We start from the raw sequence: 15,419 nt of genomic DNA on the forward strand, positions 1-15,419 counted from the left end.
TTAATATTCAAAAGTTCCGTATGGACTCTGAATGGTTACTTTCTTGCTATCTGAGGGCTCTACCCGTCCGATTATCTGAGCTTCTACTCCATGAGATTCTGCGATGTCGATGATTTCCTCGGCATAGCGCTCGTCGAGATAAACCTCCATTCGGTGGCCCATATTGAAGACTTTGTACATTTCCTTCCAGTCCGTTCCGCTTTCCTCTTGGATGATGCGGAAAAGGGGAGGCGTTTCAAAAAGGTTGTCCTTTATCACATGAACATTTTCCACAAAATGGAGGACTTTGGTCTGAGCTCCGCCGGAGCAATGCACCAATCCGTGGATATGGGGTCTGAGGTAATTTAGCACATCGACCATGATAGGGGCGTAAGTTCGGGTTGGAGAAAGCACTAATTTTCCCATATCCACCGGAGATCCCGGGGCAGGGTCGGTTAAGTGATATTTCCCGGTATAGATCAAATCCTCTGGCACAGCTGGATCAAAAGACTCGGGGTATTTACTTTTCAACAGCTTATTAAAAACGTCATGTCGGGCGGAGGTCAGGCCATTGGAACCCATTCCGCCATTGTATTCGGTTTCGTAGTTGGCTTTGCCAAAGGAGGCCAATCCTACGATCACATCACCCGCTTGAATTTTATCATTGGAGATGACTTCTGCTCTGGGCATTCGGCAGGTGACCGTGCTGTCTACGATGACGGTCCGAACCAAGTCTCCCACATCGGCGGTTTCTCCTCCAGTCAAAATCGCATTGACTCCATTGTCCCGAAGCATTTGGAGTACTTCTTCGGTACCTTGAATAATCGCCGAAATCACCTCGCCGGGGATTAGATTTTTATTCCTTCCGATGGTGGAGGATACCAAAATATTATTGATTGCACCTACGCAGAGCAGATCATCGATATTCATGATGATGGCGTCTTGGGCGATTCCTTTCCATACACTGAGATCTCCGGTTTCTTTCCAGTAGACGTAAGCTAGAGAAGATTTGGTCCCGGCTCCGTCGGCATGCATGATATTGCAAAAGTCCGGGTCATTACCTAGGGTATCTTCGACGATTTTGCAAAAAGCTTTGGGAAAAAGTCCTTTATCAAGGTTGGCGATGGCCTGATGGACATCTTCTTTGGAGGCGGAGACACCGCGCTGCATGTAGCGCTCGTTCATGGGATTTTGGGATTGGTTACCAATGGACAAAGTTAATTAATCCCTTTCATTGAGGAAGGAAATCCGGGGGAAATATAACTCACTTCGTTCTTTGCAATTCGCTTAGTGAAATAAGTTCAGCTTCATCTTGCGAAATAAAACTTCCTTCTCCGGTCTCCCGTCTTCCCACTCATTCAAACATCTCCTCAATCAGCTGCGTGTAGAAGTCTTTCACTTCCATGCCCATGGCCCGTACTTGCTGGGAAATCAAACTGGTTTCGGTTTGTCCGGGGACAGTATTGATTTCGATGAAGAAAAATTTGCCAGTTTCTTTTTCCAGAAAATAATCCACCCGAACGGCTCCTTTACAGTTCAGTTTTTCATAGACCTTTTCCACAATTCGGGCAACTCGTGCAACTTCCTCCTCGTTCATTCGGCCCGGGGTGATTTCTTCGGTGACCCCGGCGGTGTATTTGGCCTCAAAATCAAAGTATTCCTTGCTGCTCACAATTTCGGTGGCAGGCAGGACCTTAATTTCCCCTTTCCCCCGAAATACCCCAATTGAAAACTCCCTGCCGGATACAAATTCTTCGACAAGGACCTGTTTGTCTTCGGCAAATGCCTTATCCAAGGCTTCGGGTAACTCTTTCCACGTTTTGGCCTTGCTCATTCCTATGGAGCTGCCACCATTATTGGGTTTGATGAAAAGTGGTAAACTCAATTCTTTTTGTACTCGGTCTAGATTTGAGGGGGTGTTTCCAAAAAGCTGGAGAGATTTGGCAATGTGAAGTTCTGGAATGTCATCCACGATGGCTTTAGTGTAGCCTTTGTTCATGGTTATGGCCGAGGTCAACTGATCACAGGTGGTGTAGGGAATCCCGAGCATATCGAAATACCCGGCAATTTTTCCGTCTTCTCCCGGGGAACCGTGAAGAATATTGAATACGCCGTCAAAATTGATCTTTTCATCTCCGATGCTGATAGAAAAATCATTTAAGTCCACTGGTATTTTTTCGCCCGAGGCACTTTCAAAGTACCATTCTCCCGGATAAATCAAGATCTTATAGACATCGTATCGGTCTCGGTCGATGGTTTTTTCGACGACAGCAGCACTTTTTAGGGAGATGACAGATTCTCCGGTAAATCCACCGGTAACCAAGGCAATTTTTTTCTTCATGATGGGGAAAAATTTCTCAAGCAAAATAGAAGAAAAACCTTGGATGCTGCAAGTCTTATCCACTTTCAGCAGGTCCGAAAATTCCTGAAAGAGTTTGATGTTTATTTTCCAAACAACAGTTCTTCATTTATTCCCGACATCAATTCATGATCTTTTTGAAATCCTGATAATCCACCAAACCATGCTAAAACTGCATCTCTTTCAATTTTTGTTGGCTTTTTTGAGGTGATTGTTGTCCGAGAACTGTATTGCCAATTACGAAAATCTATTTTAAATCCATGATGAGTTGGATTATGATAGATGCAAGTAATAAACCTATTACACCAGGAGAAATTCGAGTCACCTACTATTTCTTTCTTTTGATAATTGAGATGAAAAGTCTTCCTTTTTTATCGACCTGTGATACAATTAGTTATTCTATTCTCACCTTATCTAAGAATTACAATGAAATGGAAATTTAGTTTATTATTTGAGCATGTAATGCTAATAATCTAATCAATTCATATTATTTAAATACCAGCAAGCCTTCCTTTGTTTTATTGTTAAAGGCTATATGAGTAATCAGGTGAAATTCCATACAGATATTTTTCCTCCCAAGCTCATAACTAATTTAGGTGGATGAATTATCCTATAGCCTGAATGATTTTAGTTTCTCCACTACCTTTGTAAATAGTTGCTCCTTGGATTTCATAGCACTTATACTTATCTCCATCAGGACATTGAATGATTATTTCTTTATCTCCAATCGCTTTAACTTTAACTGAGCTAAATCCCAACAAAACTAAAATTAGTGATAAAATTATCTTTGCTTTCATAAATAATTAATTTAAAATTCGTAATAAATAACTGAAGTTATCCGGTAAAGATGAAATTTATTTTAAATATGTTCTTTAATCTTTGGCTTAATCAATTAATAAGATCGTTTATTCGAGTTGGAAAATGTATAAAAAGTCTTCATAGCGTAATCCTATCCGATCATTCTGTATATAGAATCCTTCACTTGGAGCTGAATCTTGAAATTTTGGAAGAATATAGGAATTAATATAACTGGCGGTTTTAAGATCGTAAATATCCAATACACGCTGTTCAGGAAAGTCTCTTTCACCGACATTGGAAATAACAAACAATTTTGAATCATGTAGGAAAGTATCACTAATTAATTCTGGAGCATTATCTAACATAATACCACCGCCAAAATCCAAAACTTTGGGGTTTTCAAATTCATACCTGTAAGAACCAATCTTTAAATCATTAGTGTTATAATTAAATACAAACCAATGATTTGCAAAATATGAAGTATGAACAACAAAATCACCCTCTATTTGTAACTTTCCTTCATAAATCAATCCTGAATTAACTTCATCAAATAGAATATTTAATTCATCGATTGATTGTGATTCTGATTTACCTAAATCGTAATATGAAAAACCTAGTTTAAAATCTGGGCGGGAAGCTATTGTAATTAATAATGAGTCATTTAATGCGACACCTCTTTCCACAGGGCTAGTAAATTTATGATACAAATATACCGAATCTGAAAAATCCTGAACCTTAAAAGAATGTTTTTCGGTATCAAATATCATTATTTTATTATTTTGAATTGGTTGATAATTCCTTACGAGGAGATTTTCTTTTGGACCATTCCCCCATTTTCCTAAACTATCGATTATTTCAAAGTTTTTATCTTGCTTTAAAAGACTTTTTGAATAATAATCATATGAAAAAAAATTTTCCTCGTGATACATAATCCTCCTAAGTGGAAGTTCGAGCTCTATACTATCAATGAATGTTATTTTTGAAAATATCCTTTCTGGATTTTCATCAAGAGTTGTACATGATATTGTGGCAGTAAATAGCAATAACCTAATTACTGCCACAAAATTAAATATTCTCATTAATTTAAGTTAATCAGCGATAATTACAGAATTTGGGCCGTCACCTATATAGACCACTCCATAAACTACACCATTAGTCTTAAGAGTCATACAAGTTTTTTCGTCACCGTCTGGACAACTTGTAATGATTTTTGTATCTTCTTCGGAGAATGTATATGGAGCAAATGCAATGACCATAAATATAATACACAATATTTTTTTCATAATTTTTCGATATTTTTCTATTTTTTAGAGTCAGTAGTTAAAAGGTTATGGAGTAATTACTGGGATTATGATTTCAGTCACTCCTTCACCTTTAAAAACGGCAAGTCCTTCTTTTTCGTAACATTTATACTTATCGCCATCCGGGCATTTAATCACTACTTCTTTTTCAGCTCTAACTCCAATAGATCCAAAACCAAGAAGAATTAATGAAAGGGATAAAAATAATTTGATTTTCATAATTGCATTTTATTAAGATTTGACTGTAAAAAAACTGAACCTTTCATTTTTAAAATTAATTTAAGGGATACCGGTATATCTATTGATTAATTGTTTTAATAATAAATTATTTATTGTTCTTGACCAAATGTGAATCTAATTTTTCTTGATAATTATTTTGTAAAAAAAATTATTTGCCGGATAATTAAGAAGATACCTATTTTTTTTAAATGGATCATTTGTGATACGGAAAGGCATATTGCCCCCTATGAACGTAGCGTCTCTTTAGTAGTCCTAGTATTAAGGTTAGCGCTGAGTGGAATTTGCAATTTCATCCTCTCATGTTTAATTCAAGATATGTGTTATCCAACTAAAGTCTAGCTGATCAATAGAGCAAAAAATTAGGAATGGTTTGTCAATTTTCCTGTTGCCGATGCCATGGACATCGAATTCCAGCAGGAAGAGGTAGTGGAGTAGATCATCTACGACCACCAGAGACTGGTTTTAAAGTATGGTGATCAGTCTGGTTCAGACCTTAAAGAAAATCTTCCGGAGGAGTCGGAAGTGAGTATTGGAAAGAATTTACTTAGAATTCCAATCCTGCATTAGGCGATTTTATACTTGGTAAAGAGCAGCAATTCGGATTAATGGAGTGCTTTCCTTTATGGGACGTTGCACTATTAAAGGTTGGCGGCTGCCTATCGCCTTTTTGAAGTGAATAAGATGGATATCACGGGGATTTTCAGTGACATCTTAAGGAAAGTTTTCGAATTGGTTGACCCGGTACAGCGGTTCATCCAGCTTTCATTATACTGTTTTTCAACATTGGGGCCTGTTTAGACTCGGGCTATTTCCGTTGATTTACATCATTGCCCTATTGTGGAAAAGCTCGGTAAAGCAACAGGAGAACAGGATTGGGAACTGTTTCTAGCACTCCCCAAAAAAATCAGATAAGCCTATCCCGTCAGGATTGATTCATGCTGGTAATTAGCCATACTCCAGACATTGGGGATTAACCCCTTTCTTCTAATTCCCTAGGATACTGATCTTCACTCTCCGAGGGTTCCAAAATCCCTCGAGGGTTTGGAAAAAGGAAAGGCCTTGAATTCTTAAAGTTTACCAAAAAAATCAATCCGGAGAAGAGAAGCTTTTGGAAGGTAATGTCCTCAGTGCCTTATTTTCTTATATTCGCCCTTTAAATTTGAAAATCCAAAAATTGAGTAACTGATGATAAAAAGTGGGAAAATAGCTGGTTTGATGATACTCATCCTGGCTTTGAGTATGCAGACGATGCAAGCTCAGGAGTTGAAAAAGATTACCCTAGAGGATGTTTTTAAGAAAAACACCTTCAGCCAAAAGTCAGTCTATGGGATCAATTGGATGCAAGATGGACAATATTACAGTTCTCTGGTCAATCGTGGGGGTTCGCCTACTGTGGTGAAAATCAACTTAGCCACGGGTGAAGAAGAAGCGGTGCTCTTAGATGGACGAAAACTTGGGGTGAATTTTACATCTTATTCTTTCAATGCCGATGAATCCAAAGCACTGATTGCCACTGACGTGGAGTCGATCTATCGACGATCCAGCAAAGGTATCTTTTACGTGGTCGATATGGCAAGAGGAGAAAAGCAACAGTTAATGGAGGGGGAGAAGATTTCCTATGCTACCCTTTCTCCGGATAATGATAAAGTGGCTTTTGTCAAAGAAAACAACTTGTACTTGGTGGATTTGGCGAGCAATGTCTTGACTCAAATTACCAGAGACGGGGAGTGGAATAAAATCATTAATGGCTCGGCAGACTGGGTGTATGAAGAGGAATTTTCCATGGCTCAAGCATTTAAATGGTCTCCTGATGGTAAAAAGATCGCTTTTATCCGATTTGATGAATCAGAAGTACCGGAGTTTAATATGCAGCTTTGGGGATCACTTTATCCCCAGGATAACCGATTTAAATACCCCAAGGCCGGAGAGAAAAATTCCCAAGTAAGCATTCACGTGTTTGATGTTGCCACTGAGGAAATACAAAAAATAGATACCGGATTGGAGTCAGATATTTATCTTCCCAGAATCTATTGGACCCAGGATGCCAATCAGCTGGCTTTTATCCGATTGAATCGCCTTCAAAACCAACTGGACCTCTTTCATGCCAATGCCAGCACGGGAGAGAGCAAGCTGATTCTTTCAGAAAAATCTGAGACCTATGTGGATATGAATTACAATGACAATTTGCAGTACCTCAGTGATGGGAAGAGCTTTATCCGTACTTCCGAACAAGACGGATTTAAGCATATCTATCATCATGCGATGAATGGGAGTTTGATCCGTCAGATCACTTCGGGGGATTGGGAAGTTTCCGAGTTGGTGGGTGTGGATGAGAAAGCCAAGAAAGTGTATTTTGTATCCACCGAGAATTCTCCTTTGGAAAGGAATTTCTATGCGATTGATCTAAATGGAAAAAACAAAAAAGAACTTACTCCTCTAGCCGGAACGCATCGGATCAATATGAGTCCGGATTTCAGCTTCTTCATCGATTATTATTCTACCACGGAAAATCCTCAAGTGGTTACGCTAAATGACGATACTGGCAAGACGCTTAAAGTTTTGGAAGAAAATACCGAATTGAAAGAGCGGATGAAGGGCTTTGCTTTAGGGCAGAAAGAGTTTTTTACGTTTCCGACGGTGGATGGGACCGAACTCAATGGCTACCTCATCAAGCCAGCTGACTTTGACCCCAACAAAAAATATCCTGTGTTAATGTATGTCTATGGAGGTCCGGGTTCTCAAAATGTGTTGAATTCTTGGGGCGGTACGCGTGACTTTTGGCATCAGGCCTTGGTGGCTGAAGGGATCATCGTTGCCTGCGTGGACAATCGGGGTACTGGAGCACGAGGCCGGGATTTCAAGCATTCGACTTATGCTAATTTGGGCAAAATCGAAACTGTCGATCAGATCGAGGGCGCCAAGTATTTTGCCAAGCAATCCTTTGTAGATCCCGAGCGGATCGGAATTTGGGGCTGGTCTTATGGTGGATACATGTCTTCCCTTGCTTTAATGATCGGGAGCGATGTCTTCAAACCGCCATTGCAGTAGCTCCGGTGACGACCTGGCGGTATTACGACACGATTTATACCGAGCGTTATTTGCAAACTCCCCAGCTCAATGCTGCCGGATATGACGACAATAGTCCGATTACCCATGTCAACAAGCTCAAAGGAAATTACCTGTTGATTCACGGGACGGGAGATGATAATGTACACTTTCAAAACACCGTAGATCTGGTCAATGCCCTGATCGCTGCGGACAAACAGTTTGAGACCTTTTATTATCCCAATCGAAACCATGGGATTTACGGTGGAAATACCACCTGGCATTTGTACACGCAGATGACGGATTTCTTAAAAAGAAAGCTGTAGATTGATTAGCTGCAGGATGAAAGTCCTGCGGTTTTTTTATTTCAAGCTGATTTTAAACTTTTGAAACTTAAAGTTGAGAATCCGTATATTTAATAAAATTGTAAGATATGAAAGTAACTTTGGAGTTTCCGGAAAAGCCTGAGTTAAAGGGATTGAACTTAGTCGAATATCTTTTGACTAAGATGTATCAAGATGAGATTTTTTCAGCAGGTCAGTGTGCTGATGTGCTTCATATCACTAAAGAAGAGTTTATTGAATTATTGGGCAAATATCAAATATCTGTTTTTGGCGAGTCTGCTGAAGATTTTTTGAATGATTTGAATAATGCCTAATGTAATTCCAGATACAAGTTGTTTGATTTTACTGAATAAAATAGGTGCCTTAAATTTATTACAAACGTTATATGGCCAAGTTTACATCACTGAAGTTGTCCTAAAAGAATACAATAAGGTTCTTCCAGAGGAATTTGTTATTGTCAGTCCACAAGATAAAAAGTTATATTCAGATTTGAGGGACATTCTTGATCCGGGAGAATCTTCCGTAATTTGTTTTGGTAAGGAAAATCCAGATTTTTTAAGTGTTTTGGATGATTTGAAAGGAAGAAAAGTAGCAGCCAAGCTTAATTTAAAATTTACTGGTACATTAGGTGTTTTGGTAAAAGCTAAGAGAATGGGAGTTATTCCCGAACTGAAACCTTTTGTTAAAAAATTGATCAAGGCAGGAATCAGAATCTCTCCTTCAGTGATTTATGAAATGGGAAAAGATTACCCTTGATTAGCGGATTGCCAATCCTCGTCATTTTTTCCATTTCTCAATTCACTAATTTTATCTGATCCAGGTAGAATTTCATCCGACTGTGGTCTCGAGGTAAAAAGTCGATTTTGTCGATTTTATCCTCTTTGTGATTGTAAAAAACTTCCACGTATTCATTTTCCAAAAGATACAGATTTACCTTGTGCCGATAGTAGCGAATAGCCACGACAAAAGTGCCCTCTACATAGAGGGTTTTGATCTTTTGATGAAGGGGCATATTCTTAAATTCCTCTTGGCTCATGGGGGAAGCGTTTCTACATTGACTACAAATTAGCCAAAATGGTTCGGTTTTCGATCAGCCTTTGAATAAAGAAATCCAAATTATTGATCGAAGTGGAACGCACTTTTAGGTTCTTCTGGGCTAGAAATCAAAAAAAAAGCCCCCGAAAATTCAGGGGCTTGTGGTGATTGGTCAACTTTTCTATTTTCTTAATGCACTTCTTCTTGGAAATCCTTTATTGCTTCGCTGAAATCCAGTATTTCTACATTCTGCAAAGCTCCAGCGACAATGCTTGAACCTGCCGCAGAGCGATAGCCACCCGCACAGTGCACCACTACTGGTTTTTGTGTCGGGATCTCTCCTGTTCGTTCACGAAGTTCATGTAACGGAATATTCAAGCTCTGTTCGAATATTGGCGAGTTTTTATGCTCGTCTTTGCTTCGGATATCCACAATGGTATAGGCGTCTGGATTGGATTTGAATTTGTCTACCTCAAATCGGTTTTCTGTTTCGGTCATTCCTGCCGGATTGACCACGGCACCTTTGATCAATTGCTCATATCCGATTTTAGCAGCCTTGAATATCAAGATTTCAAGTTCGGCAGCAGAGTCCGCTACTAAGAAAAACTTCTCTTCCGGACCAACGATAGAGCCCAACCAAGTCTCGAATTTTCCGCCGTTCATGATATTAATAGCACCGGGGAGATGACCTTTTCTGAATTTGTCTTGCTCTCGGCTATCGATGACCAAGGCACCTTCAGGTAGTTTGGAGCCTTCCGGCCAAATACTTACCTGGGAGATCGAACGCTGATAGGCTGGGGCGCCTTTTTTGTTCAAATCCACATCGTACCCAAAGTATTTTGGGATATAGGGTTGGCCTTCCAAGAGCCCTTTGACAAAGGTTTTTTCGTCCAAATCTCCGAAAGCCCAATTGCTGGCCCTTTGCTCACCGATAGTGGATTGACGGGCGTCGCTGAGGTTTTTGCCACAGAGTGAACCCGCACCATGAGCAGGATAGACAATGACATCATCCGCCAAAGGCTTCAATTTATCCTGCACAGTGAAGTACATCATTTTGGCCAGCTCCTCACGCTGCGCAGTCATATTTCCTGCTTTTTCTCGTAAATCAGGTCGACCTACATCACCGATAAACAAGGTGTCGCCGGAGAAAAGTGCGTGATCTTTTCCATTTTCATCTTTCAGCAAAATACTGATCGAATCGGGAGAATGTCCGGGTGTGTGAAGGGCATGAAAGCTTACTTTTCCCATTTGGAATGACTGTCCTTCATCAAAACCGGTATGCGGGTAGTCAGCTCCGACTAGCTTGGAGATGTAAACAGTCGCTCCTTCGTTTTGGTGAAATTCTAAATGCGAACTTACAAAGTCTGCATGGGGGTGCGTTTCGATTACCGCAACGATTTTGGCGGCATTAGCTTCGGCAAAATCATAATAAGGCTGTGGATTTCTTCCTGGATCTACCAAAGCAACTTTTCCTTCGCTAAGAATGGCATAGCTTGCATGGGCTAAACCCTCGTCATAAAATTGTTGAATATTCATTTTTCTATGGATTTTCATTTTTGATAGAACAAAGGTACATATTGGTAAAAGTCAGTTTCAGTGATACTTATCACTTTTGGAGAAAAAGGAGATCAGGGATCAATGAAACAGAAAATAATTTTGTCTTCTAAAAGTAAATAATCTTTGGATTTGAACGGTCTTCCCATTAAAATTGGTTCCATGTTGGATTTTTCTACAGGTGTGAGGGTTTATTCCATTTTCAAATCAAAAATACTTCTCATAGGAGTATTGATCCTATTTCTTGGAGCCTGTAAGTCCAAAAAAATATCCAAAGACGATCCGGTTTTCAATGTCATTTCCACGGCAAAATCATATACTGGAACTCCCTATAAATATGGAGGGACTACGCGAGCAGGAATAGACTGTTCGGCTTTGATCTTTCATGCCTACTATTCAGTGGGAGTCACGATGCCTCGAATATCAGCTGATCAGGCCCGTATGGGAAAGAAAGTCAGTCCTCGGGAATTTAGACCGGGGGATATTCTGTTTTTTGCTACGGGAAGAAGAAAAAACCGAGTCACCCATGCCGGAATTGTAACCGAAATAGATCAGGGTGATGTTCGGTTTATTCACGCTTCCACTTCCCTAGGGGTAACTGAGGATTTTTTAAGCAATCGCTATTGGAATAAGGCATTCCTTTTTGGCAGGCGAATTTTGGAATAATACAAAAAAAGAGCACCGAAGCGCTCCTTTCCATTAAACTAGACCCGGATTTTGATTAGAAACGGGTGCTGCCATCCGGCTGCAGAAGATACCGAAAGGTGTAATAACCGCTTGGGGTAGTTCTGGGGTCAATCTCCTCCACAGGAGGATTTCCCTGATAGTAGCTGAGAATCTCGATTTTGGTGTAGTTTCCATCTGCCGTTTGGACCAATAAAACTCTACCTGGTATTGGCGTAACGGTGAAAGTAGCCGAATTGTAATTGTACCAGCCATTGCCGCTTCCGGTAGGAATAGCAAAACTGGTTTCGGTATCACTTTCGAATGTGGCATTAGCCGGAACTTCGGTGATCTCTTCAAAAATCCCATTTACCACAGCAGCTTGTACATTTTTGGTACTGTTGACTCGGATAGTGGTCCCTTTGAAGGCAATATCCCAATCCTGTTGTTCAGTGACTAAGGAATTTTGCTCCAGACTAAAAAATTGAAAAGGCCGCTCTTCCAGGATCTCTCCGGTGCTTCGGTCGATATCGTCATTTGGAGCGGCTAGGTCCTCGACAAGAGTGGCTTCAAGTGGGATAACTGGATCGGGATTGTTGTTGCTTTCGCAAGCAAATAGAAGCGGCGCAAAAGCGGTGGAGAGCAGGAGTTTTTGGATAGTTTTCATTTGTGTACTATTTTTTGAATTGTTGATTTATGAGATAGGATTAATTGTTTGCATGTATTAAAGGGACTTTCATTCCCACGAAAAGAACCCTTCCGGGATTGTTGGGTTGTGCTGGTGTGGCTGTATTGAGCAGATTGGTGCCTCCAGCTTCGATAAATATTCCTTTGCCTAAAGTTTTGGAAACGGTCAGATTCAGACTCACCCATCCATCGGCATATTCACCTTTATCGTCCAGAATCAGGTTTCCATTTCGGTCAGCAAATCCAAACTTACCCCGGTATATTGCTCGAAGAGCCCAGTTTGTTCCGGTAAGGTTTTCTTGGTAGTTGATTTTAAAATTCCCACTATGGCGACTGCGATTGAACAGTCCGCCATAGTCACTTCGGACTACCCGTTGAGTTTGGTTTTGACTGTTTCGCTTGAAGAATTCTCCACTGTCAATACCTTCCAACACCTCCTGATCTCGGGTGTCCAGGAAGGCATATCCGGCACTAAGGCTGACCTTTGGAGCTAATTGGAAAGAGGCGTCAAGCTCTATCCCCTGAGTGACTACGCTTCGGATATTGAAATAGGAAAAGGCGTTTTGGCCGGTTACTAGTTGAGCGATTGGGGCGGCTTCGATCAAATTGTCTATGGTGTTTCGGAAGGCATTGAGTTGGAGAGATGTTTTTTCTTGGATTTGCCAACGAAATCCGCTGTTAAGAGCCCAGGAAGTTTCGGCTTGGAGTTGTCCTAGGTTTTCCGGAGCAAAAAGGATTTGGGCAACCAAGCCTTGTTCTTCCAATCTGGCAATTCCCTCTTCGGCGAGATTAGCACCAAAGACATAATATCCGGATGCTGCATTATTGAAATTGAGAAGGAGCTGCCTGAAATCCGGTGCTTTGAATCCCGCACCAATCGAAGCCTGCCAGCTAAATTTGTCTGAAATCCGATATTGACCAGAGATTTTTGGGCTCAGGCGCTTCCCGTATTGGCTGTGTAAATCGGCCCGAAGCCCAGAGACGATATTAATTTTTTGCCCCGGATCCCATTGATGCTGAAGAAATAAGTAGCCGGCGTCAAATCGGTTTTTATCCTCGTATCGGGTAGCTTCGACTGTTTCTACAAGCTGACCAAGTCCTAGCGTGAGCAGTTGATTTGGGCGGATTTGATAATCCGTCTGAAATTCTGTACGGTGATAGAATTGGCTGAAATCCTGCTGGTCAAAAAGCAAACCATCTGATTGATATCGTGAAGAGGATTGGGTTGTAAACCAAGAACTCATTCCCCGGAGGGTAAAAAGCCAATTTTCATGTGGCTTGAATCGGAGCGTGGGATTAAAATTGAAATCTTCCCGGTTATTGGACAGGTCCAAAAGTTCGGTGTTTTCATCTCTACCAATTTGGAGCTGACCAGTTGAGTTTTCGAGATATCCTCGTCCAAAAAGGCTCAAATCCAATTTTGGAGAAATTTTTCCTCTTATTTTAAGTTGACCAGTAGTCGCTTGATAAGGGTTTTGAGTTTGTCCTACAGTCTCCGGGGTCAGATCAAAGCCATCAGTACGGAAGTGATCAATAAAGATATCCGAACTCCAGTTTTTTTGGGTAATGCCTGCCTCCAAAGAAGGATTCCAACTGTTGAAAGAGCGATGACGAAGTGCGACAGTGGCTTGACTTTGTTCTTTGTTGTTTTTGGTAATGATATTGACCACACCGGCCATCGCTTCACTGCCGTAAATGGCACTTGATGGACCTCTGAGAATTTCAATTCGTTCGATATTGGAAACCGAGATTCGATCCAAATCAAATGTACCAGCAGTTCGGCCGATGAGGGGTTCTCCATCGAGCAAAATCAGAATGTAATCCGAGTCCAATCCCTGCATTTGCAACCCAGCCCCATGGTCTGAGGCAATCTGCAAACCGGTTTGTTCACGAAGGATTTCCGAGAGCCTCATTCCCCCCGTTTCCTGAATTTTTTGAGAGTTTAAAACCGTGACCGGCATGGGAAGATCCTCGACACTTCGTTCCGTTCGGGTGGCCGACACGACTACCTGATCTAGATTTTCGGTTTTTTCTTCCAAGATAATCTCATCTAGTGCTACCCATTCTTCCCAAGAAAGCTTAATGGTCTCGTAACCCATGGCAAAAATGATCACTTGATCTCCTGAGACTGTCGTTTGGATCTGCCCGCTTTGGTCCACGGGCATCGGTTTTTGCTGATCTACTTTGACTAAAGCAAAGGGTATAGGTTTGCCCTGCTGATCCAAAATCATTTTTTCATCTCCCTGAATGGCCGCAAGGGCCTCGGCAGAAATTGTAAATGAGAGGAGAAGTATAAGTTTAATTAGATTGAATCTAAACATGGAGATAAAATTTAAGCGGAGAATTACCTCCGCCGTTTGGAGTTTAGTTTAAGCTATCCAATAAGTCCTTCCATTCTGTTTTTTGAGGAATACCGGGTTTCCGCAAGCCGAAAAACTGGGCCACCATTTCCCCATTGAGGTCAAATAACTCCAGTGAAGAAACCAATCCTTCTGAGGTGTTTTTGTGCACGACAAAGGCGCGGTCTACTTCGGCCTCGTTGAGGTGCATATTGAATTCTGGATCCATGACATTGAGCCAGTCCCCCATTTGACGGATGGTTTTTACCTTTCCCTGATGGATTTGAATATTCCCCTTGTTGCCAGCGAAAATCATTATCGGCAGTTGGGTCGCTGAAGCGGATGCTAAGATTTTCCTCGTTGAAAGCCGATCGACTTCATAAGCCCACCGATCATCGATCCACTCCACGGCGTTGAGGCGATTGAGATTGTATTTGCGTAGCATTCCAAAAAAATCATGCGTGTCCTGCATGTTTTCCCAGTCGCTTTGAAAACTTTTGAAGTCTAAATCCTCCCGTGAGCTGTAATCTACTGCTTCAAAAGGTTCTGTTTCAAGTGCCGAAATTTGATCGCTGTGGCGATGCGCTTCCACCAATTTTTCAGAGAAATCAAAATCAGAATCTTCTTGGAGAAAGACTTTCATTACTGCTTCACCTGATTTATCAAAATATTGAAGGCTGAATCTCGGTCCTTGAGGCGTATCGTTCAGGACTGCAAATCCGAATTTCCAAGATCGAAAAAACACGCGTTGTTCGATAGGACCGATGACTGTGGCGATTTGATTGGGGATGCTGCCGTGTAGATTGATTTTTTGGAATGTGCCTTTGTGCTCCAGTACGCAACCCTCGTTTCGGGTGAGGGCCATCACTCTGCCGAGGTTGGGAAATTTCTGTACTTGCTCTGCAAAATCAGTAGAAAGGCGAATCACGTTTTCTCCCAATCCGGTGCCTAAAAGCTCGGCTTCTGATACGCCAAGCTTTTTGGCAGCATCCCGGATTCGGAGTTTGGGCTCGTGATTTTTAAGCTGCTCCCAGGATAGCTTAAGCGTATTGGCTGATGAAATTGTCGAATTCAT

General features: G+C 41.3%; 14 protein-coding genes and 1 pseudogene. 4 read left to right on the forward strand and 11 right to left on the reverse strand.

All coding sequences use genetic code 11. The annotated features are described in order from the left end of the window. From BM043_RS10555 to BM043_RS10580, 6 genes are all read right to left on the reverse strand, one after another. On the reverse strand, positions 1–1,164 hold the full coding sequence (locus BM043_RS10555; RefSeq protein ID WP_092791463.1) for an AIR synthase related protein: 1,164 nt from the start codon (positions 1,162–1,164) through the stop codon (positions 1–3). A 169-nt stretch (positions 1,165–1,333) separates the two neighbouring features. Next, positions 1,334–2,320: a D-alanine--D-alanine ligase gene (locus BM043_RS10560; RefSeq protein ID WP_092791464.1), complete on the reverse strand. Its 987-nt coding sequence runs from the start codon at positions 2,318–2,320 to the stop codon at positions 1,334–1,336. Between the two features lie 623 nt (positions 2,321–2,943). After that, positions 2,944–3,135: a hypothetical protein gene (locus BM043_RS10570; protein ID WP_092791468.1), complete on the reverse strand. Its 192-nt coding sequence runs from the start codon at positions 3,133–3,135 to the stop codon at positions 2,944–2,946. A 108-nt stretch (positions 3,136–3,243) separates the two neighbouring features. After that, positions 3,244–4,215: a hypothetical protein gene (locus tag BM043_RS10575; RefSeq protein WP_143189516.1), complete on the reverse strand. Its 972-nt coding sequence runs from the start codon at positions 4,213–4,215 to the stop codon at positions 3,244–3,246. A 9-nt stretch (positions 4,216–4,224) separates the two neighbouring features. Continuing rightward, positions 4,225–4,419, reverse strand: a complete 195-nt coding sequence (locus tag BM043_RS19370; RefSeq protein ID WP_143189517.1) for a hypothetical protein — start codon at positions 4,417–4,419, stop codon at positions 4,225–4,227. A 45-nt stretch (positions 4,420–4,464) separates the two neighbouring features. Then, positions 4,465–4,656: a hypothetical protein gene (locus BM043_RS10580; RefSeq protein WP_092791472.1), complete on the reverse strand. Its 192-nt coding sequence runs from the start codon at positions 4,654–4,656 to the stop codon at positions 4,465–4,467. 1,359 nt (positions 4,657–6,015) lie between these two features. Between BM043_RS10580 and BM043_RS10585 the strand changes: the two are divergent. The 3 genes and pseudogenes from BM043_RS10585 to BM043_RS10595 all read left to right on the forward strand — a co-directional run bounded on the left by BM043_RS10585 (position 6,016) and on the right by BM043_RS10595 (position 8,822). Then, positions 6,016–8,048, forward strand: a pseudogene (locus tag BM043_RS10585) (S9 family peptidase). A gap of 107 nt (positions 8,049–8,155) precedes the next feature. Then, positions 8,156–8,380, forward strand: coding sequence for a UPF0175 family protein (locus BM043_RS10590; RefSeq protein ID WP_092791474.1), 225 nt, complete (start codon positions 8,156–8,158; stop codon positions 8,378–8,380). Then, positions 8,373–8,822: a PIN domain-containing protein gene (locus tag BM043_RS10595; RefSeq protein ID WP_092791476.1), complete on the forward strand. Its 450-nt coding sequence runs from the start codon at positions 8,373–8,375 to the stop codon at positions 8,820–8,822. The genes BM043_RS10590 and BM043_RS10595 overlap by 8 nt, the downstream gene beginning before the upstream one ends. 37 nt (positions 8,823–8,859) lie before the next feature. Here the strand turns inward: BM043_RS10595 and BM043_RS10600 are convergent, their stop codons facing one another. Continuing rightward, positions 8,860–9,102 (reverse strand): hypothetical protein, encoded by a 243-nt coding sequence (locus BM043_RS10600; RefSeq protein WP_092791478.1) that lies wholly within the window; start codon positions 9,100–9,102, stop codon positions 8,860–8,862. A gap of 188 nt (positions 9,103–9,290) precedes the next feature. After that, positions 9,291–10,637: an MBL fold metallo-hydrolase gene (locus tag BM043_RS10605; protein ID WP_092791790.1), complete on the reverse strand. Its 1,347-nt coding sequence runs from the start codon at positions 10,635–10,637 to the stop codon at positions 9,291–9,293. A 180-nt stretch (positions 10,638–10,817) separates the two neighbouring features. Here BM043_RS10605 and BM043_RS10610 point away from each other — a divergent pair, with 180 nt between their 5' ends. Next, positions 10,818–11,321 (forward strand): C40 family peptidase, encoded by a 504-nt coding sequence (locus BM043_RS10610; RefSeq protein ID WP_092791792.1) that lies wholly within the window; start codon positions 10,818–10,820, stop codon positions 11,319–11,321. 55 nt (positions 11,322–11,376) lie between these two features. Here the strand turns inward: BM043_RS10610 and BM043_RS10615 are convergent, their stop codons facing one another. Genes BM043_RS10615 through BM043_RS10625 form a run of 3 tightly spaced genes read right to left on the reverse strand, consistent with a single transcriptional unit; the run spans position 11,377 to position 15,419 of the window. Further along, on the reverse strand, positions 11,377–11,985 hold the full coding sequence (locus BM043_RS10615; protein ID WP_092791480.1) for an HmuY family protein: 609 nt from the start codon (positions 11,983–11,985) through the stop codon (positions 11,377–11,379). Positions 11,986–12,025: 40 nt separating this feature from the next. Further along, on the reverse strand, positions 12,026–14,326 hold the full coding sequence (locus BM043_RS10620; protein WP_092791482.1) for a TonB-dependent receptor: 2,301 nt from the start codon (positions 14,324–14,326) through the stop codon (positions 12,026–12,028). Between the two features lie 43 nt (positions 14,327–14,369). Beyond that, positions 14,370–15,419, reverse strand: coding sequence for a hemin-degrading factor (locus tag BM043_RS10625; protein ID WP_092791484.1), 1,050 nt, complete (start codon positions 15,417–15,419; stop codon positions 14,370–14,372).

It is taken from the genome of Algoriphagus hitonicola, assembly GCF_900113375.1.
GTDB classification, from domain to species: Bacteria; Bacteroidota; Bacteroidia; order Cytophagales; family Cyclobacteriaceae; genus Algoriphagus; species Algoriphagus hitonicola.